At 46.5% G+C, this 17,976-nt stretch carries 23 protein-coding genes; 9 read left to right on the forward strand and 14 right to left on the reverse strand.

The window, feature by feature from the left end:
- Positions 1–30 precede the first annotated feature (30 nt).
- The 6 genes from DW205_RS00910 to DW205_RS00935 all read left to right on the forward strand — a co-directional run bounded on the left by DW205_RS00910 (position 31) and on the right by DW205_RS00935 (position 6,947).
- Positions 31–1,545 (forward strand): hypothetical protein, encoded by a 1,515-nt coding sequence (locus DW205_RS00910; RefSeq protein WP_121963018.1) that lies wholly within the window; start codon positions 31–33, stop codon positions 1,543–1,545.
- A gap of 57 nt (positions 1,546–1,602) precedes the next feature.
- On the forward strand, positions 1,603–2,016 hold the full coding sequence (locus DW205_RS00915) for a hypothetical protein (protein ID WP_121963019.1): 414 nt from the start codon (positions 1,603–1,605) through the stop codon (positions 2,014–2,016).
- A 12-nt stretch (positions 2,017–2,028) separates the two neighbouring features.
- Complete coding sequence (locus DW205_RS22200; RefSeq protein ID WP_199565857.1) at positions 2,029–5,700, forward strand: hypothetical protein; 3,672 nt, start codon at positions 2,029–2,031, stop codon at positions 5,698–5,700.
- Positions 5,701–5,718: 18 nt separating this feature from the next.
- Positions 5,719–6,108, forward strand: a complete 390-nt coding sequence (locus DW205_RS00925) for a hypothetical protein (protein ID WP_011966234.1) — start codon at positions 5,719–5,721, stop codon at positions 6,106–6,108.
- 67 nt (positions 6,109–6,175) lie between these two features.
- Positions 6,176–6,523, forward strand: a complete 348-nt coding sequence (locus DW205_RS00930) for a hypothetical protein (protein ID WP_011966235.1) — start codon at positions 6,176–6,178, stop codon at positions 6,521–6,523.
- A gap of 16 nt (positions 6,524–6,539) precedes the next feature.
- The gene (locus DW205_RS00935; RefSeq protein WP_121963020.1) at positions 6,540–6,947 is read left to right on the forward strand and encodes a structural protein P5; all 408 of its coding nucleotides are present in this window, start codon (positions 6,540–6,542) and stop codon (positions 6,945–6,947) included.
- Positions 6,948–7,376: 429 nt separating this feature from the next.
- Here DW205_RS00935 and DW205_RS00945 read toward each other — a convergent pair whose 3' ends face one another.
- Positions 7,377–7,619 carry a hypothetical protein gene (locus DW205_RS00945; protein WP_121963022.1) on the reverse strand — a complete coding sequence of 81 codons (243 nt, stop codon included), beginning with the start codon at positions 7,617–7,619 and terminating at the stop codon, positions 7,377–7,379.
- A gap of 292 nt (positions 7,620–7,911) precedes the next feature.
- Here DW205_RS00945 and DW205_RS00950 point away from each other — a divergent pair, with 292 nt between their 5' ends.
- Genes DW205_RS00950 through DW205_RS00960 form a run of 3 tightly spaced genes read left to right on the forward strand, consistent with a single transcriptional unit; the run spans position 7,912 to position 9,990 of the window.
- Positions 7,912–8,505, forward strand: a complete 594-nt coding sequence (locus DW205_RS00950) for a hypothetical protein (RefSeq protein ID WP_121963023.1) — start codon at positions 7,912–7,914, stop codon at positions 8,503–8,505.
- 4 nt (positions 8,506–8,509) lie between these two features.
- Complete coding sequence (locus tag DW205_RS00955; protein ID WP_121963024.1) at positions 8,510–9,481, forward strand: DNA-processing protein DprA; 972 nt, start codon at positions 8,510–8,512, stop codon at positions 9,479–9,481.
- An 11-nt stretch (positions 9,482–9,492) separates the two neighbouring features.
- A complete protein-coding gene (locus DW205_RS00960; protein ID WP_121963025.1) occupies positions 9,493–9,990 on the forward strand; it encodes an HAD family hydrolase in 498 nt (165 codons plus the stop codon).
- A gap of 193 nt (positions 9,991–10,183) precedes the next feature.
- Here the strand turns inward: DW205_RS00960 and DW205_RS22205 are convergent, their stop codons facing one another.
- The 13 genes from DW205_RS22205 to DW205_RS01015 all read right to left on the reverse strand — a co-directional run bounded on the left by DW205_RS22205 (position 10,184) and on the right by DW205_RS01015 (position 17,976).
- Positions 10,184–10,747: a hypothetical protein gene (locus DW205_RS22205; protein ID WP_199565858.1), complete on the reverse strand. Its 564-nt coding sequence runs from the start codon at positions 10,745–10,747 to the stop codon at positions 10,184–10,186.
- Positions 10,748–10,862: 115 nt separating this feature from the next.
- Complete coding sequence (locus tag DW205_RS00970; RefSeq protein ID WP_224202493.1) at positions 10,863–11,108, reverse strand: hypothetical protein; 246 nt, start codon at positions 11,106–11,108, stop codon at positions 10,863–10,865.
- A 22-nt stretch (positions 11,109–11,130) separates the two neighbouring features.
- Entirely contained in the window at positions 11,131–11,355 is a 225-nt protein-coding gene (locus tag DW205_RS00975) for a hypothetical protein (RefSeq protein ID WP_057316523.1), read from the reverse strand.
- Between the two features lie 2 nt (positions 11,356–11,357).
- The gene (locus DW205_RS00980) at positions 11,358–13,049 is read right to left on the reverse strand and encodes a DEAD/DEAH box helicase (protein ID WP_121963026.1); all 1,692 of its coding nucleotides are present in this window, start codon (positions 13,047–13,049) and stop codon (positions 11,358–11,360) included.
- 21 nt (positions 13,050–13,070) lie between these two features.
- Positions 13,071–13,718, reverse strand: a complete 648-nt coding sequence (locus DW205_RS00985; protein ID WP_121963027.1) for a hypothetical protein — start codon at positions 13,716–13,718, stop codon at positions 13,071–13,073.
- A gap of 6 nt (positions 13,719–13,724) precedes the next feature.
- A complete protein-coding gene (locus DW205_RS00990; protein ID WP_121963028.1) occupies positions 13,725–14,144 on the reverse strand; it encodes a hypothetical protein in 420 nt (139 codons plus the stop codon).
- A gap of 5 nt (positions 14,145–14,149) precedes the next feature.
- On the reverse strand, positions 14,150–14,317 hold the full coding sequence (locus DW205_RS22075; protein ID WP_154398138.1) for a hypothetical protein: 168 nt from the start codon (positions 14,315–14,317) through the stop codon (positions 14,150–14,152).
- 4 nt (positions 14,318–14,321) lie between these two features.
- On the reverse strand, positions 14,322–14,972 hold the full coding sequence (locus DW205_RS00995) for a PD-(D/E)XK nuclease-like domain-containing protein (RefSeq protein WP_121963029.1): 651 nt from the start codon (positions 14,970–14,972) through the stop codon (positions 14,322–14,324).
- Positions 14,944–15,153 (reverse strand): hypothetical protein, encoded by a 210-nt coding sequence (locus DW205_RS01000; protein ID WP_057328718.1) that lies wholly within the window; start codon positions 15,151–15,153, stop codon positions 14,944–14,946. Before DW205_RS01000 ends, DW205_RS00995 begins: the two co-directional genes overlap by 29 nt.
- 1 nt (position 15,154) lies before the next feature.
- A complete protein-coding gene (locus DW205_RS01005; protein WP_121963030.1) occupies positions 15,155–16,372 on the reverse strand; it encodes a hypothetical protein in 1,218 nt (405 codons plus the stop codon).
- A gap of 33 nt (positions 16,373–16,405) precedes the next feature.
- A complete protein-coding gene (locus DW205_RS01010; protein WP_121963031.1) occupies positions 16,406–17,407 on the reverse strand; it encodes a recombinase RecT in 1,002 nt (333 codons plus the stop codon).
- A 23-nt stretch (positions 17,408–17,430) separates the two neighbouring features.
- A complete protein-coding gene (locus tag DW205_RS22080; protein WP_008780394.1) occupies positions 17,431–17,601 on the reverse strand; it encodes a hypothetical protein in 171 nt (56 codons plus the stop codon).
- Positions 17,602–17,718: 117 nt separating this feature from the next.
- Positions 17,719–17,976, reverse strand: a complete 258-nt coding sequence (locus DW205_RS01015) for a hypothetical protein (protein WP_121963032.1) — start codon at positions 17,974–17,976, stop codon at positions 17,719–17,721.

Here is a 17,976-nt window from a genome sequence, read left to right on the forward strand (position 1 = left end):
CACTGGACACTAAAAGACACTTGGGACACCATGAGGAGAAAAGGTGACTTTTCCGGGGATATAGCCCGGAAAGAAAACTATTACAAGGCTTTTGATCATGCCAGCAAGAACAAGCATGGCAAAAAGGCCATAACAAAGTTCGAGGCGGACTTGGAAAAGAACCTTTCCGATCTCCTATACTCTTTTGAAAACGGGACGTTCGTAACCTCCCCGTATCGTTTCATGACCGTCCATGAGCCGAAAAAACGTCTTATCGGGATGCTCCCTTTCCCGGATCATGTCCAGCATTGGGCGATGCTCAATGAGGTGGAGGATTATTTTACGAGATCCTTCTCCGCGTATACCTACGGAGGGGTGAAAGGACGCGGTCCCCACGCCTACATGAGGATGATCCGGAAGGTCCTGAGAAAATATCCGGAACGTACCACCGACTATCTCCTGTGCGATATCCACCACTTCTATCCGACCGTCAATCACCCGGTACTGAAAAGCCAGCTCAGGACACGCATCAAGGATAATCATTTATTGCGAAGGCTTGATGAGATCATTGACAGCGTCGAGGGGGATACCGGTATGTTTCCCGGCACGAAGCTGGCGCAGTTCTTCTCGCTTGTCTATCTTTATCTTTTCGATCACGATTTGAAGCGGTGCTTCCATGTCGGGGAATGCCCTGCTTTGGTTGAGTACTACACGAAAAGGTATATCGAGGAAAGTATCGCAACGGCCAAAACAGAACATGATTATGAGGAGTTATCCAAAGGGATCCAATATCTCTCGGACAGGTTCAAGGGATATCTGAACCGTCTGGATTTCTGCTACCGTCTCGCCGATGATGTCCTGATACTGCATGAGGACACCGTATTCTTGCACCTTGTCATCGAGTGGATCGGTCTTTATTACGCTAACGAGCTTAGGATCGGTCTTAACCCGAGATGGAAGATCGGGCACGTGACGGACGGTGTCGATACGGGGGGATACGTGCATTTCCCGGATCACGTCCGTGTCCGGAAACGTAACAAGGTGGCTCTCTGCCGCCAGATAGCTAGATTGAGAAAGAAGGGTTTGCCGGACGAGGAGATAAGGAAGAGGGCCTCTTCCCGTATAGGCTTCATCCAACACGCTGATACGAGTAATCTATTAAATAAATTAGGAATGGAAACACCAAGGAAAAGACTGGGACAGGTGATAAGGAATAAAAAAAGTCCGTGGGAGGATCTCCCGGCCGACCGGAAAATGAGATTCGAGGATATACTTTATGATACCCGGATACCGGAGGACCGGAGAGGCCCCGAGGAGGACAGGCTGATCGAGTTGATCGATTATAAGATTGAGGATAGCAAGATCGAGAGAAACGAGGACGGCACGCCAAAGAAGTGCCTCGCCATACGTTTCCGATGGAAAGGCGAGGAGCGTTACGCTTTCACCGGTTCCGCCGTCTTGATTGATCAGGCGCTCACGGACTTCTCTCACGAGGACTTGCCGGTGGATACCGTGATAAAGGTGCTCACCAACAAGTTCGGTAAGAAATTTTTCAGGTTCACTTGACCCGTAGGGATCGCTCTTGGCCGATCCTTCCGGGTCGGCTAAAAAACATTTAAATATATGGAGACAAGAGCGATTTACACGGAGAGAAAGACATTCGTAAAATACGATGACAACCATTACCTGCTATACCTGAACGAGGAGGTCTTGGAGAACCACGTTCCGGAGGGCCACGGGGGCGAACCGGAACCGGAGCCCCGCGTGGCTTACGCCTATACCGGCACGTGCGAGGATGGCGGCACGCTGATAGAGGCCGCGGATGCCACGTACGAGCGGTTCGTGTCCGGGCTCGTACGTGCGAGATATTCCGCTGACAGGGTGGAGGCGATCACCCTCAATAAATTAGGTTCGGATACGGCAAGGATGGCCGAGTTCGAGGCGGAGTTCGCGGAGCTGGAGCGTTACAGAAGCGATTGTAAGACGAGGGTACGTGCCTTGCTGGGTATGCCCGAAAGCGTCTCGAACACCCTTTAAATACCGTTCGAGATGCGTATCTACGACAAGACGGGCGAGGTATTGCTTGACATCCCGGTGGACGATGACAGCTATCGTTACCGGGCGATAGCGCAAGCGAAGAAGGTGGAGCTGCGTTACTCCCTAGTGGATCACGTGGAGCTGCCCACCGGGGCGTATATCGAGTACCAGGGGGAAAGGTACACGCTGTGGTACCCTTCGGATTTCAAGAAGGAGGGCACGAGGGTATTCGACTATACCGTCACCTTCGGCGGTAACGAGGAGATCCTGAAAAAATATAAGTACAAGCTGTTGTCCGACAAGCCGTACAAGCTCAAGTTCGTCATGACGGCCACGCCGAGGATGTTCGTGGAGCTACTGGTGGACAACTTGAATCTTTATGATTCCGGCTGGACGGTCGGCACGGTGATCGAGGCCCCGGAGAAACTGTTGTCGTTCAACCATGAGAAATGCTGGGCTGTATTGGGGCGTTTGGCCGAGGAGTTCGACACGGAGTTCGAGATCGTGGGCAAAACTATCAACCTCCGCAAGGTGGAGTATTACAGGGACGCTCCTCTAAAGCTATCCTACGGAAAAGGTAACGGATTCCTTCCCGGTGTAGGTCGTGCGAACCAAGGCAACAACCTCCCCGTGGAGATCCTTTACGTGCAAGGCGGCGAGCGGAATATCGATTACTCGGTCTACGGTAGCCAGACATTGTTGCTTCCCAAGTCACAGGAGCTGGAGTACCAAGGCCGACGGTACAAGACCGACAAGGACGGGATGTATGTCACTCGCGCGGACAGGCCCCTTTCCTCTTATAATGAGGACAGCTACGACGCCAGCGATATATATCCATCCCGGGTCGGCACGGTGAGCGAGACCGACACGGAGCCGGGCGAGGACACGGACGGGAACGATGTCACGTTCTACAACTTCTATGACTCATCGGTTCCCGCCAACCTCAATTTCGAGGATTGCCTGATCGCCGGCCAGACCATGACGGTTATCTTCCAGACAGGCCGTCTGGCGGGCCGTGAGTTCGATGTAAAGTATGTACATGACGGCCGTAAGTTCGAGATCGTCTCGTCCGAGCAGGATGGCATGACGCTGCCGAACGCTTCCCTGTATCCGGAGGTCGGCGACAAGTACGCCGTTTTTAACATATCCCTTCCCGCCGCCTACGTGTGCGACAACGCCACCAAGACCGGGGCGAGCTGGGACATGTTCCGGGAGGCGGTACGCTACCTTTACGAGCGTGAGGAGCGGCAATTCACGTTCATCGGAGAGCTGGACGGCATATGGGCCAAGAAGAATTGGTTGGCGATCGGCGCCAAGCTGGTACCCGGCGGTTATGTTGATTTCAGCGATCCCCAGTTCCAGCCGGACGGTATCCTGATCCGGATCACCGGGGTGAGGGATCACATTAATAGGCCCCACAGTCCGGAGCTTGAGCTATCCAACACGCCGGTAGGCGGTTTCCTGTCCGATGAGTTGGGCAAGCTGGAGAGCGAGGAGGTCGTTAATGACAAGAGGTATAAGGAAGCGTTACAGTTTACCAAGCGCCGTTACCGTGACGCTATCGAGGCGCAAGAGATGCTGGAAGTGGCCTTCGATAATTACTCCAAGGGCATAGACCCGATATGGGTACGTACCATGTCGCTCTTGGTGGGTGATGAGTCCCTGCAATTCCGTTTCGTCAACAGCAAGACCGCTCCTGTGACCGTCATGCCCGATTTCAGGTATGATGACAACACCGGGGTGTTTACCGCCCCAGCTTTGATCTTGCAGCACATGACGCTGGGCATCAGTGATATCAAGGAGTCCCATAAGCCTTCCGAATACCAGTATTGGGATATGGGGGCGTATACGAGTCCCTACTTGGGGGATTACGGGAAACTCTATCTCTATGCGAAGTGCGGCAAGAGCGGTGGGAAGGGGACGTTCGAGATGTCCGGGAGCCCTCATAAGTTCGAGGAGGATGGGTACTATTATTTCTTGACCGGTTTATTGGGGAGCCAGTTTGACGGGGCCCGTTCCTTCGTTACCGTGTACGGTTTCACGGAGATACTCCCCGGCCGGGTGACGGTGGATAGGATTGTCTCGACGGATGGTAATACCTATTTCATACTGAATAAGGGGGATGGCTCTGGCGAGTTTCATGGGCGTATGGTCTTTACCGCCGGTTCGGGGCTGAAAAACCTTGATGAGTGGCCGGAATTGGATCAGTCTATCAAGGAGGCCAAGAAATCCGTGGAGGACCTGAACTATTACGTGGACGGGGCGTTCAAGGATGGTATAGTCACGGAGACGGAGGCCGTAGCGATCGAGAAATACCTGAATACGGTCAATGTTTCCAAGGCCCAGGTCGAGGCCACTTATAAAAAATTATATGAGAATACCTATCTCTCCGGCCCGGCCAAGACCGGGCTTTTGAACGCGAAGGTGACATTGTTCGGGGCGATTGACAACCTATTGTCCTCCATCAATACCGCTATCGTTGACGGCAAGGCGACAGAGGCCGAGAAAAAAGACGTTGACGCCAAGTTCACGGCCTTCAATACCGCCATGTCCTCTTTTAACACAGCCGTAGAGGCCGCAAACAAGGCTATTCAAGATACGCTGAAAGGGTATTCAGATACAGCCATGAAAAAGGCGCAGGACGCTCTTAGCGAGGCGGAAAATGCCAGTAACGCTGCCAATAACGCCCAAGGATCGGCTAACGATGCCCAGAGCATGGCCAATGACAAGGCGAAGGTGTTCTACCAATCCACGGCCCCGAGATCGGGAATGCGGAAGAACGATCTTTGGGTAGACGGCGTGAATATCTATCGCTATAATGGTGAAGGGTGGGTTTTCGCCTCCGAGTACGACTGCACGATTACCGAGATCAATGGCGGCCTCGTGTCCACGGGGGCGATAGCGTTCGGTAATACCGGGGGCATGGCCGCTAGCGGTACCGTAAGGATATGGTCCGGCGGGAACTCCGGGGCGAACGGGGAGCCTCCCGCTTCCCCGACATTCAAGGTGCTCAGTGACGGCAAGGTATATGGCAGCAACTCCATCATGTGCATGAACCGTAATTACGAGGTCTCATGCGGTTTCGCCAGTGACGGTAATAGCGGTGGCGATATCTCGAACCTTGATCCGGGATCTGTCCGTATATGGGTCGGCAGCACTTACGAGCGAAGGGATGAAGCCCCTTTCCGGGTCGGGCTAAGCGGTTTGGTGGCCGCTAGCGGATTGATGCTCTCCAAGCGACATTATATGTATAACGGGGCGTTGGCCATCCACAACGACGGACAAGTCACGCTAAGATCGGTAGATACCGATAATGGTGGTAACCACCTGCGTAATGTCATAATGCAGACGTATCCGAATTACGTGAACTCGGTACTTGATCTGACCGATATATTAGACTCCGCTACGGCGATGAGTGTCCCGCCTATCTTGACATTGAGGTGTGGGCGTTCCGCTTATACCAATTATCCGAGGATATGGATTAACTGCGTGCATAAGGCTGGTTGGGGTTCCGCTTTCCGGGTCGAGTCCCGGTATTTTAATGACGATGGTGCCATGGAGAGAACTGTCATTAATGTCGGCTCCATGATGACACACGCGCAATTGGGGGCGTTAAGCTCTTCGCCCGAGCTATATCCTGTTTATTATGATAACAAAACAGGTTATTTATGTATGAAATACTAATTTAAAAAAATAATAGATATGAAATTGACATTGAAAGACAGGGTATTAATACTCAATAACGTGCTGCCGATGTACGACAATCGCAAAAATATCGGCTTGAAAATATCTATCTCCGGCAAGGTCCAGCTATTGGATTCGGAGCGGAAGGAAGTGGTTATGACCCCTGTTGGTAACGGGGAATACGAGATCTCATTCAAGACCGTGGACGCCATGACAGGGGTCAAGTCCTTTGATTTCACGGACGATGAGTTATGGTACCTGAAACAGCGGGTGGATTACCTTGATCGGCAGGGGATGTTCTCCGCCGAGACGATCGACTCTTATTCCAAGATACTCGACCAGCCTTTTTCCGGGGAGGAATACCAAGATAGATGGAATGAGCTAAAGGGAATAGATCCTATCGCTTAACGGGATATAAGCCTTTATCGGGGGCGGGCAAATAAAAGTCCCCGTATATATTAAAAGAAAACGAGTTATGGGAGTTGATTTGAATACGATATTGGCGATAATCGGTGCGATGGGCGGGATCGAGGGGATAAAATGGGGCATCCGTGCGTGGGCGAACCGTAAGACTAACGCCCGTATAGCGGACGCTCAAGCTGACGTGGAGGAGTTCAAGGCCCTGCGTGAGTATAATGAGTTCTTGCAAAAGCAGTTGTCTGAGAAGGAGGAACGGTTCGTTGAGCAGACCGGACGGCTCCGGCAGGTGCAGGACGAGCTTTTCACCTTAAAAGAGAGCTACTCGGACGTGAAGATAGAACTGGCTTTAAAAAGGTGCGAGAAAAAGAAATGCGGCGATCGTGAGCCGCAGAACGGTTATTAATGAGGGAGGATAAGGAATGAGAAATAGTAGTCTGCCCAGAGGGTTGAGAAACAACAACCCCGGGAACATCAGAAAGAATAGCGATGTCTTCCAAGGAGAGAAGACAAGCTCAGACAAAGAGTTCAAGCAATTTAAATCGATGGCATACGGATATAGGGCGATCTTCAAGATCCTGTCTAACTATTACCGGAACTATAAGCTGGATACGATCCGCAAGATGATAGGAAGATGGGCACCACCGAAAGAGAACCATACGGAAAAGTATATTCAATTTGTATCTGACTACGCTGGAATCCCGGCTGACGATCCGATAAACATCAACGACCGAGAACAGATGATCCGGATCGTGGCAGGGATGAGCCGTTTTGAGAATGGGAGAGAAGCGGATATGTCGAACGTGATAGCGGGATGGGGGTTACTATGAGAGTTCTATTATATATATGTATAGTATTTTGGCTGGTAGGCTGTACTAAGACAGTCTATGTCCCGGTTGAATCCGTCCGTGTCGAGTATCAGGATCGCTATTTACGTGATTCAATCTATCGGTATGACTCGGTTTATTTTGTGGTTAAAGGTGATACAGTGTATCTCGAGAAGTACAAGACACTTTATAAAGATCGCTTCATCCATGACTCGATCTTTATAAAGGACACGATCAGGATTCCCTACCCAGTAGATAAGATCGTCGAGGTGAATCGGTCGAGATGGTATCAAGAGACATTAATGTGGATAGGGGTAGGAGCGCATTTTGTATTAGCGATCTGGCTTATTAGACGAAAAAAGCTCATAGTTTAAAATTACCCAGATATATAAAAGATCTGGGTAATTCTAAATCCGTAATTTACGTGCTATTTTAATCACGCATGACTACAATGGCGTTTTCTGCTCCATTGTAACCAACGCCATAAGCATGTACTTCATTCTCTCCACTCACATATTGGCGAGCCTCAATACCATTTTGTTTGGCCCAATCCAAAAATAAATTAACTTCTGTCTGATTACTAAATTTGATTCGAACTTTTCTCCTCTGGTCATCACTTTTTACATCTGAATAAACTGCGCCATTTGGCATTGGATACTTTTTTTGTCTTCCCATATTATTTTTTTTGAAAATGAAAGTCAAAGATAGTAGTTTTATTTTGATCAAACGACTATAAAGAAAAAAATCAGAAATAATTCATACTTGTTGGTGAGACTGGGTATCGCACTATGTCGGAGCAGGAGTATACTATAGAATTTGGTGAGTTTGTTTGATATTAATACTTGTGTGGCGGTCTTGCTCGTGAGGGTAGGGCGTTTTTTATGTGTAAAGTTAATAATGCTTAATGATATTTTGATTTGTTTTTATATGTTTATATTTGTAATTAATAGACATAAATTTAAATACTATGGAGCTGAAAACGTTATCAAATAAGCATTTGCAGTATAAGGCTGCTGGTTTGGAAGAGGCATATCATTTGGTTTATTATATACCTCAAGGAGATACTACAACATGGACGGCTCGAGTTGCTAGATTCAAAAATAGAGCAGATGAAGAAGATTTTCAACTAATAAAAAGTATGACTATCGAGGCTTTTGTTAATAGCCGTTTAACTTTTGATTATGTTATTAGAGTTTTAGGACATAATGAAACAGTTCCTCTGAAGAGTGCGAAGATTAGAGAATATGTGTACGATATTGCATCTGCAATTGGCGCCAAGTATTTGCCTCAATTGTTAAATAAGACGAGGTCTACGGCGGCTTTACATACCCTTCCCACTTTACTTGATCGACAAAAGGAAATGAAAAATGTTTTTTTTATTAAAAATAGGGATGAAAATTTGAATAATAAAAATATTTTGATTATTGACGATATAACAACATCTTGTACAACTGTAGCTGAAATGGTAAGAACGATAAAGGCTGAATGGCCTGATGCAAAATGTTATTTATTTTGTCTTGCAAGGACAAATCATGAGATGAATGCTAATGTAAATTTATAGAATTATGTATATATCAAAAGAAACTGAGTTGATTGTTAGATTATTACAGTTGCCTGGGTTTGGAAGTCGTAGTTCTGAAATTGTGGCTAATTGTATGGTAAAAAATAAAGCATTTGACGAAGCTGATATTTATACTTATATAATGAATTGTATAAATAACAAACTTATTAGAGTAAAAAAGGAGCTAAGCCGTTTAGATATTCAATACGCTGTCGATAAGTCAAATAAAATTATAGGTGAGTCGTTAAAAAATAATGTTTTTATTATTTCTAAGTTTGATGAAGACTATCCTTTTATGCTTAGAAATTTAATTGGAAATAGAGGCGAAGATACTTCTCCTCTTATATTGAATTACAAAGGAAATTTATCTTCTATAAAAGATAGGCAATCTATTGCAATTATTGGTACGAGACATCCAACTAAAGAAGGAGAAGAAGCAGGAATGTATTATGCAAAATACTTTGCAGAAAAGGGATTCAATATTGTAAGTGGTTTAGCTTTAGGGTGTGATACTATAGCACATAAGGGAGCTCTTTCTGTAAATGGAACTACTACCGCTATTTTGGCTCATGGATTACAAATGATATCGCCAAAAAGAAATGAATTTATTGCAAAAGAAATATTGGAAAAAGGAGGTTTGTTATTATCTGAATATCTTTTTGGTGTACCTGCATATAATACATCTTTCGTGGAAAGAGATAGATTACAAGCTGGTTTGGCAATTGCAACAATCGTTATTCAAACAGGAATAAAAGGTGGAACAATGCATGCTGTTCGAACGACTATAAATAACAATAAAATATTAGCTGTGGTAAATTATAAAGAACAGTCGGTTAAGTGTAATGAAAATGTAGCAGGAAATGAGTTGCTTATCTCTCGTGGTTCTTTCTCTCTTCGTAAGGCAGAGGTTTTGTTCGAATTCCTTCAACAGGGGGGAGTTTTGAACTACCAAAATGATGAGTTGAGAATCTTTTAAATAATGCTGAAATGAAAAAAGGAATTATATTTGATTTGGATCAAACTTTGGTGGATTCAAGTATTGCAGAGCCCTATCGGGGTAAAAACTGGGGAAAAGTTAATGAGCTAATACCTTCTTTTATTCTTTATGACGGTTTTGAGGCTGTATTTGATTTTATAAGAATTAATGAAATAAAGGTTGCTGTGGTAAGTACAGCTGTATCTAATTATGTAAATAACGTTTTGAACCATTTTTCTATTCCTCATGATGTTATCATTGCTTATCATGATGTTCGTCATAGAAAACCTAATCCAGAGGCTTTTGTTAAAGCACTTGATTACTTGGAACTAAATACTCAAGAGGCAATTTCTTTTGGGGATAGAGGTATAGATATACAGGCTTCTCTGTCTGCAGGAGTGGATAGTGTTGCGTGTTTATGGGGAACAAAAGAAAAAGATATATTATTAAGTTTGAAACCTACTTTTGTTGTTAATAGACCTATTGAAATAATACATCTTTTAGAATGACCATAATTATTTTTTATGAAAAAGGTTGAAGAGGAAACTGGAAGAAATGCAGGAAACAGAGTAGTCCTGCTGAATAATATACAATTTAGCGGATAACGTATCTAATTAAGTTGTATGTTTACAAACAAAAAAACATAAATTATTTCATAGTTAAGGTTGGGCGTTTGGGTGAGCGATTATCTGGACGCTCTTTTTATAATAGTAGTTTCCCATCCTTCTTATCCATCACCGCATTGAAAACACTTTTGTAGGTTTCGTACAACTCTTTCCTGTTTTCCGGTCCCGGCCAATCGGCAAAAGATTCTCCGGCGAAGAATTTCCAAGCAAAAATGCGTTTGGCTTTTTCGGATAAGCCTAATTGATCGACCATATCCCGGATATCCTGCATACGTTCCCGGATATACTCGGTACGGTCAATACTATCATCGGGCTCATCAATAATGTTCAGTCTTCGCCAATCCACATTCTCATCTACCGGGATAGGCTTGTATTTATGCCGGTAGGGAGACGTGTCCGAGGTAACGTTCAGCTTTATCATTTGCAGGATATACCAGTCAAGTTCGGTATATTTACCTTGCTTGGCTTCCATAAGCCGGGAGAGGTGTTCCAGAGGCTTTTGAAGTAGCATACACATTACCTCGTTCAATACGTCAATAGCTTCACTACTCATTCCGGCAAGTGAGCAGTGATACTTAGCGTAATCCAGCCACCTGTCGTAACGTTTCTCAATATATTTATTCAATGCCTCACTTGCCATAGTTGTCTTTATTTGATATATTTGTCGCAGGTTGTAATGGGGTGGCGCTGTGAGGCGCTGCCTTTTTATTTATTCTCTTTGTTAGTCTTTATCTCTCGCTATAAAAATGTTATCTTTAGCCTTCTTTTTTATTCTTAGCCCAATCGATAATGTATTCAATACCTGCGTTGAATCCTTTGCTGTAACCATCTTTATATTCATGATTTGATATTCCATGATAGTAAGCCGAGCCGAAGCACAAGGCGAAACCAATGGCTATCAATACCATCCCTGTTCCAAAGTATGGATAAGCTAGGGATATATGGAATGGCTTGAACTGGATCGATATTCCAGACGTGAGAATGAATATTAGCGAGATCATTCCGATTATTAACAATGATATTTTAAGCATCTGAACCTCCTTTGTTTACATTGTGCGACATATTCTTTAATCTTGTTTGACTTTTATAATCCTTACATCCATAAGCGGCGAGATTAATGGCGTGCGTACCTATTCCTTGTCCGGAGAAGCATGGATAACGGATACATCTTACGCATTTCCTTCGTGGATATTTATTAGCGTCCTCCCGTTCTTTCAAGCGGTTGATCCCTATGTGTTCCTCTGCCATGGTTATTCCTCCTCCTCGGTCTCGTCGAATATCCGGGCCATCATATCGACGATGTTTGTTTGTATATTGTCCTCCGCGCCAAGCACGGCGTTGCTTATATGTTTTTTCTCCTCGATGATCCTGTAGAGCTTCTGGTCGATGGTCTTGCGGCCAAGCAGGTAATAGCAATTCACGGAGTCCTTTTGGCCGATACGATGTGCCCGGCTCTCGGCTTGGTCGCAATCTGCGTATGTCCACGGTAGCTCGATAAAAGCGACATTGCTTGACGCTGTCAACGTGATACCCGCCGCTGCGGCCTTGATGGAGCAGATGATGACGTCCGTCTTGGGATTCCGTTGGAAAGCGTCTATGGCCGCTTGCTTTTGTTGCATATCTTGCCGTCCGGTGACACACACCGCCGAGGGAAACGCCTGTAGGAGCCGGTCTACGATCTCATGCAGGTTACAGAAGAGGATGATCTTCTTTCCGTTCTCCCGAAAATCCTTCACGAAATCGATCACCTCTCTCAACTTACCCCGGGCCGTTATGTCCTTCAATATGCCTATTCGTACCATGACCTCGCCTTTCAGCGATTTTTGTACCTTCTCATCGTCGGCCTCCTTGTATCGTCTCAGATAATCCACCAAGTCACGCTCGGCGTCTTGGTATTCCTTGCGGTTGGTGATCTCGCAGGTCACGATCTGCCGTACCTTGTCGGGTAATTGAGTCAGCACCTTGGATTTTTCCCTCCGGAAGAAACAATGCTTCCAGAGCATGAAATTGAGCTCTTTCAAGTTCGAGGCCCCGTGCGGCCCAGAGCAATAGCGGCTCGTGAAATATTTCCAGCCTCCGAGATCGTTCATCCGGTCCATGATAGCGAGTTGGCATATAAGGTCGTTGGGCTTGTTTACGACAGGGGTACCGGTCAACAGGATGATCCACTCTTTCCCGGCGGTGATACCTTTGCAAAACTTGCTTTGTTGGGTAGCCGTTGATTTTACCTTATGGGATTCGTCAATGATCACGCTCTTGAACAACTTGATCGTATTATGGAACTCTACGTCTTTCAGCGTCCATTTCTCCGATTTGTTGATTCGGCGTACGAAATACTTCCGTAGGCTCTCGTAGTTCACGATGAACACATGGTTCATGCCCGTTTGCCAGAAGAATGGCCATGAGGTTCGTACCGAATCGGTCAATACCATGGCTTTCTTGTCCGTGAACTTGTGCCATTCACGTTGCCAGTTGATCTTGACCGTATTGGGGCAGATTACGAGACAGGGGAAAGCATCAGCTTTGTTGATGGTAGCGATGCTCTCTAATGTCTTGCCGAGGCCCATGTCGTCCCCATTGATAAACCGTTTTAGTTGTAAGCCTCGTGCGATTCCTTGCAGTTGATAGGGGTAAGGTTGTATCTTTAGGCCATGATCCTCGTCCAACTCGGGCATGTCCGGTATTTGATAGGCTATGTCCTCGTCGGTCTTAGACTCGTACCCTCCCCAGTTGACGGGTTCGAAGTGCCTCACGTAATAGGTGAGCTGGTCTAGCTCCGCCTTGCACTTATTGTTGGCCGGGATCATCCACGCTCCGGTAGACTTGTCCCACCAGCGGACGCTGACGGCTGTCTTTAGCTTGTCAACGACCTGCTGGCGGTACCTGTCAAACCTTACCGCATAGCATTGTCCCTTTTCCGTGTTTTGTAAAGTGATTTGCATAACGGTTGTTTTTATTATTAGTTAGGCGAACTCGTCGAAGGCTTTCACCTCCTCGGCGATCTCCTTGATCTGCTCTTTTTTCTTCCGTCCCCGTTTCTTAGGCTTCTCTTCCTTCTCGCCCGTGATATCCGATTCCTCCGGGGTATCGAAATCGAAGGATTCTTGCTTGATGCCATATTTACCTTCGAACAGATAAGCGTCCACCTCGTAGCTACATCTACCGATGGCCTCTTTCAACTCGGCTCCGTAAAGGTACCCGTCGCCGGACTCGTCCTCATATTTGGTGAACGGGACGGAGAGGTTAAGGATCTGCCCGCTTTTCAGGAGCTTTTGCGCTTGGATTGATACGCCGGCTGATTCATCATTACCGCCTTTACTGTATCCGGTGACGATGATATTCTTTAGCTTCTCGTTCAAGTCATCGTCGGAAGGATTGGCGACATTGACCAATGTAGCCTCGTACATCTCACAGATTTTCACTACGTGTGGCTTAAGCCGGTTCAACGCGTACAGTAGATCGGGGTGGATAAACTGCTCCGATTCCTTTAGGATGTTGTTCTTGTAGTTCGCTTCCACGAACTTTTCCGTATACTCCGCCGTGAGCTGGTTGTTCTTGATCTTCACTTTCTGGATCTCGTACACGGGTTGCTCTTTTACTAATTCTTCCATGCTCTTTTAAAATTTAGGATTGTTATAACTCTGAGGCGCTAAGGCCATTTCAGCTTTCGCCTTGCTAATTATCGTGCGACACCATTCCAATTGGTGGGTCGCGGTCCGGTTCAATCTATCACACCAGTCGACTAGGTATTGCTCATCCTTGCACAGGCTGTCGATGATAGCGTTTACGGCCTTTGAGGTTGCTCCGGCCCGTGAAGCGGTTTCCCGTAATGTGTCGAATACTTCCGATTTCTTTTTCACGTTCAGATGGTATTTGGCATCTGCTAACAGTTTCCCGGTCCGGGCGATATAGACGGCAAGGTCGTTTCCACGTAGGACAGCTTCTTGTACGTCTTCGCTCATTGTGATATTCAGGAAGGCATCTATGGCGGCCAGTTCCTCGGATATCTTGTCTGTCGGTGTGATATTGAGATTCATGATTTTTATTTTAAGATATAATCGTTGCCACAGTTGCCGCAATGATATACGTTGAATGTATCTCCCGTATGCGTCTGTAATTTCTTTACGAGTACGGGAGCTCCGCATATAGGGCATTTCTTTACCAGCCTGTACTTTAGCCAGCCGATTAGGATTAAAATTAGACTCTTCATACTATTAGCTTATTAGCATCCACCACCGGAAGGCTAGCTCTTCGTACTTTTCTTTGCCACGTTTATATAAAGTGCCATCTTTTTTTATAGTGGCTTTGAAAATTTGTTGATTCTTTTTGCTTATTGCAACAATAAAATCTTGTTTACTTCCAGCAATATCCATATACCAAGCTCTTGAGCGATCCCAGTCGAAAAAATCTATGGCTTCATTAAATTGTTTTTGAGAAGAAGCAAAAGTTGTTTTTAAATCTCCTCCAAACCCCATTGCTGAAAACCAGAAATCCCATTTGCAACGAGTGTCAAGTGTGTATTCAAAATTGCCGTATTGAAATTTTTGATTTTTATTTACCATAAATTTCTGTTTATCGGATTGTTCCAATGCATACTTAATGAGCGGATCGTGTCGGGCTTCCATACGGAGTGACTTGATCATGGCTTGTGCCAGTTCCCAATCCTCGCCGGAATACAATACATCGTCTACCATGCGCTTATCATATCTGACCCTTTCCGGTTCGGTAATCATCGCGTCGATCAGGCTACCGAACTTGAAAGCCTTCTCCTTATCCCCGTATTGCGTACGGGGATAGAGGAGGTTCTTTAGTTCTGTCAGGTCTGAGTTGCTGACCTCAGACCGTTGGTAATACGTATCTTGCATCTTCTTCCTTGAGTTTTAAGTATTCAATGACCGCAAAGTCAAATTCAAAATCGTAAGTGTTATCCATCAGCCACCGGAACCATTTGCGGCCCTCTTCCGTATCGAGGATCTTTTTTAGGTTACTCGGTGTACGCCTGTATTTCCCGAAGTTTATCCATGAGGACAGATATAGCTTTCTCATATCATTTGGCTATTACGTCATCGACATATCTCACGAAAGCGGACTGGATTCGCTCACCGTCCTTATTCACGACCTTCTCGCAGTAGGAGATCATCTTCTTGTGGATCTTCTCAAGATCCTCCATGCTCATGTTGATACCCTCACGCATGAACCACATCTGGTATACCTGCATGAATCCTTGTGGATTGGTGACTTGGATCTTTTTCTTGATCTTCGCCTTGGTAGGGGTAGGAGACATACTGGCGGCGCTGAAATCGAATGCTGCCTGTACTTCCGCGGTGGCTTTCTCTGCCTCCGCCTTGGCTCTCGCTTCCTCTTCCTTGCGCTTGCGTTCCAGTTCGGCCTTTTGACGTTCCTCCGCCTCTTTCCGTTTGCGCTCCTCCTCCAGCCGTGCCGCCTCGATTGCGTTGGTCTTGCGAATTTCCTCTTGCTCCTCCAGTTGTTTCCGGAGGGATGGGAGGCGGTCGACCAAGGATTGTTTCAGTCCCTCGATCTCGAAAGCGTATCGATCGGAATATTCTTTTTTCTTTAGGATGGCTATCTCGTTCTTGATCGCTTTGCGGGTCTCACCGTCCATATAGAATGTCTGTTTATTATCAACGACGTTTTTCACGAAATCCGTCCATGAGAAACCGGTGCTTGTTTGCGTGATCTGCCGGCATACGTCCCCATACGTGGCTAGGGAGGCACGATTGAAAATCCCGTTCAAGGCGTTGATATGCTTCTCGACGTAGGCGGCGTACGTGGTATCAAGCAAGACCGTTATGTCGGCCCGGTATTGGGCTTTCTCGTTCTCCGCCAACTGTTTTTGCCGGGCCTCTTCCTCACGGCGTTTTTGCTCTTCCAGCTTCTTGGCGGCGTATTTGTTACGCTCCATCTGTAGCAGATAAGGGATGGTTCCCTTGGATTTGGCGTCTATGGAACCCTCTAGTGTCGTGAAACGTTTGGATATAGCCGTTAGCATTTGGGTTAACGGCTTCCGGCGGTTGTTCATGTTCTCTACGGTCTTCTTTGACTTCGCAAGGTATTCTTGTACCGCAGTGTCGATCTCGTCCGTGCCGATACCTCCATTTCCCTCAATCGTGTCCAAGAGGGTTTTCCCTGCGTTCGTGCAAGCTGAGACCGACGCCTCATTGCGGGCGAGAATATCCGGGGCTGTCTGTAAGATGCTAATGACCTCGTTAGCCTTGAAAGGTAAATTGTTATTCTGTGTATCCATGTCGATAAAATTTTGAATGTTGATATTGAACTCTTAAAATCCGGCTTCTTCATCTTCTTGTGATATTTGGGCTGTTATACCAGATACGGGTACCGGTTCCGCTTGCGGTTGCTCTCCGAATCCTTGTAAAGGATTTTCCGATTGGGGCTGGAGGGCTTGCGGTTGCTGTCCGGCTTGATTGGGCTGGATAACGGTTGTTTCTTCCAGTCCGTAGTCGATCTCTTGCGGTTCCTCCTGTGTCTCGAATGAGGAGAACTGTCCCGTGCGTACCTTGGGATATCCGTCGAAAGCGTGCTTGATAAGCTTGCTTTCCAAGAATCCCGGATCAATACCTCCTTCGCTAGAGGTATAAAGGGCATTGGCCTTCCCTTCTTTCTGCCGGGTTTGCGGGTTCCATTTCTGGTTGTTCTTAAAGCTGTACGCTTCCAATCGCTTGATATCGCCTTCCATCATCCAGTGCCAGTCCACGGTACCGTCGGAGCGTACGATACGTAAGAAACCACCTATCACCTTGTTGGACTTTCGGGGGCATGCCGCTTGGTAGGTCACGGTCTTTACGCCGTCGATCAACCCGGGGGAGAAGGTATCGCCCTCATAGCAAACCACGGGATTATCCACGTAACGGACTTGTCCGGCACGTTGCCGCATGACTAACTCGCCATATCCGGTGATGGAGAGATAAGCACGTAGTTCGTAGATATCGCTACTGTTGTTATCCTTATAGCCGGTCTTCGTGCTACGGGGAAGAATATAACAGTGCGGTCGTCCTGTCGGGTCAAGTGACAGGCCGTTGACCGCTATATCCAAAAAGCATCCATAGAGGGATAATGGTGTGCATTTTTGCAGTTCCGGCTTGTCTTGTAAGATCTTCCGGAAGTTGAATTTCTCTTTCTCGTAGATTTGCGCTCCTTGGGCGGTACCCCAGATCGCGTTATACATTTGGATGAACTTTTGTTCTACCCTGTTATCTTCCGCTATCATGAGCGGGTTTAGCTGATTCAACTCAGCTACTTTGATCTGAATTAGATTCGACATGATGTTATGTTTTTAAATGTTAGTTACCAATGTTTAGCTATCATGTAAGCCATTGCCGCACATCCGGACGTCGTGATGATATGCAGGAAATGTCCTAGGCAAATAGCCACGATTCCAAGTATGGCGAGCGTTCCGAAAAGGATGTAAAATCCCCACCTCACCGCTTGGGCGAGTTTCCAGTAATCTGTTTTCATACGTCAATGATTTATTAGCAATGCGGTTTACCGTCCGTGAAATAGCGAGTTGGATGGGTATCGTAAACTTCCTTTTGCAACGCCTTGCCAAGGTGCCTTGCTATGTTAATGATTCATTTAATAGTCGTATGGATCCAGTGCGCACTTATACAGGTTTTCCAGCCTGTACTCGATTTTGCCCGGTCGCTTATAACGTTGTAGCCTACCTTCCGAGACCCATCTTTCCACGTTCTTCCTCCCGAAACGGAGGTGCGCTTCCTTTTGCCCGATAAATTCCCGGATACCCGCTTGCATCCTTGTGATTTGCCAAGCAAGGTATTCGATCTCGATCTTTCGTAAAGAAGGTATGCTTTGATAGGTGTTTTCGGTTGGCAT

This window comes from Parabacteroides sp. AM17-47, assembly GCF_003434625.1.
Classification (GTDB): Bacteria; Bacteroidota; Bacteroidia; order Bacteroidales; family Tannerellaceae; genus Parabacteroides; species Parabacteroides distasonis.

Excerpts from the sequence above, each read along its gene's own strand:
- DW205_RS00910 (WP_121963018.1), top strand. The coding sequence starts at position 31 with ATGAGGAGAAAAGGTGACTTTTCCGGGGATATAGCCCGGAAAGAAAAC.
- DW205_RS00915 (WP_121963019.1), top strand. The coding sequence starts at position 1,603 with ATGGAGACAAGAGCGATTTACACGGAGAGAAAGACATTCGTAAAATAC.
- DW205_RS22200 (WP_199565857.1), top strand. The coding sequence starts at position 2,029 with ATGCGTATCTACGACAAGACGGGCGAGGTATTGCTTGACATCCCGGTG.
- DW205_RS00925 (WP_011966234.1), top strand. The coding sequence starts at position 5,719 with ATGAAATTGACATTGAAAGACAGGGTATTAATACTCAATAACGTGCTG.
- DW205_RS00930 (WP_011966235.1), top strand. The coding sequence starts at position 6,176 with ATGGGAGTTGATTTGAATACGATATTGGCGATAATCGGTGCGATGGGC.
- DW205_RS00935 (WP_121963020.1), top strand. The coding sequence starts at position 6,540 with ATGAGAAATAGTAGTCTGCCCAGAGGGTTGAGAAACAACAACCCCGGG.
- DW205_RS00945 (WP_121963022.1), bottom strand. The coding sequence starts at position 7,619 with ATGGGAAGACAAAAAAAGTATCCAATGCCAAATGGCGCAGTTTATTCA.
- DW205_RS00950 (WP_121963023.1), top strand. The coding sequence starts at position 7,912 with ATGGAGCTGAAAACGTTATCAAATAAGCATTTGCAGTATAAGGCTGCT.
- DW205_RS00955 (WP_121963024.1), top strand. The coding sequence starts at position 8,510 with ATGTATATATCAAAAGAAACTGAGTTGATTGTTAGATTATTACAGTTG.
- DW205_RS00960 (WP_121963025.1), top strand. The coding sequence starts at position 9,493 with ATGAAAAAAGGAATTATATTTGATTTGGATCAAACTTTGGTGGATTCA.
- DW205_RS22205 (WP_199565858.1), bottom strand. The coding sequence starts at position 10,747 with ATGGCAAGTGAGGCATTGAATAAATATATTGAGAAACGTTACGACAGG.
- DW205_RS00970 (WP_224202493.1), bottom strand. The coding sequence starts at position 11,108 with ATGATCTCGCTAATATTCATTCTCACGTCTGGAATATCGATCCAGTTC.
- DW205_RS00975 (WP_057316523.1), bottom strand. The coding sequence starts at position 11,355 with ATGGCAGAGGAACACATAGGGATCAACCGCTTGAAAGAACGGGAGGAC.
- DW205_RS00980 (WP_121963026.1), bottom strand. The coding sequence starts at position 13,049 with ATGCAAATCACTTTACAAAACACGGAAAAGGGACAATGCTATGCGGTA.
- DW205_RS00985 (WP_121963027.1), bottom strand. The coding sequence starts at position 13,718 with ATGGAAGAATTAGTAAAAGAGCAACCCGTGTACGAGATCCAGAAAGTG.
- DW205_RS00990 (WP_121963028.1), bottom strand. The coding sequence starts at position 14,144 with ATGAATCTCAATATCACACCGACAGACAAGATATCCGAGGAACTGGCC.
- DW205_RS22075 (WP_154398138.1), bottom strand. The coding sequence starts at position 14,317 with ATGAAGAGTCTAATTTTAATCCTAATCGGCTGGCTAAAGTACAGGCTG.
- DW205_RS00995 (WP_121963029.1), bottom strand. The coding sequence starts at position 14,972 with ATGCAAGATACGTATTACCAACGGTCTGAGGTCAGCAACTCAGACCTG.
- DW205_RS01000 (WP_057328718.1), bottom strand. The coding sequence starts at position 15,153 with ATGAGAAAGCTATATCTGTCCTCATGGATAAACTTCGGGAAATACAGG.
- DW205_RS01005 (WP_121963030.1), bottom strand. The coding sequence starts at position 16,372 with ATGGATACACAGAATAACAATTTACCTTTCAAGGCTAACGAGGTCATT.
- DW205_RS01010 (WP_121963031.1), bottom strand. The coding sequence starts at position 17,407 with ATGTCGAATCTAATTCAGATCAAAGTAGCTGAGTTGAATCAGCTAAAC.
- DW205_RS22080 (WP_008780394.1), bottom strand. The coding sequence starts at position 17,601 with ATGAAAACAGATTACTGGAAACTCGCCCAAGCGGTGAGGTGGGGATTT.
- DW205_RS01015 (WP_121963032.1), bottom strand. The coding sequence starts at position 17,976 with ATGCCAACCGAAAACACCTATCAAAGCATACCTTCTTTACGAAAGATC.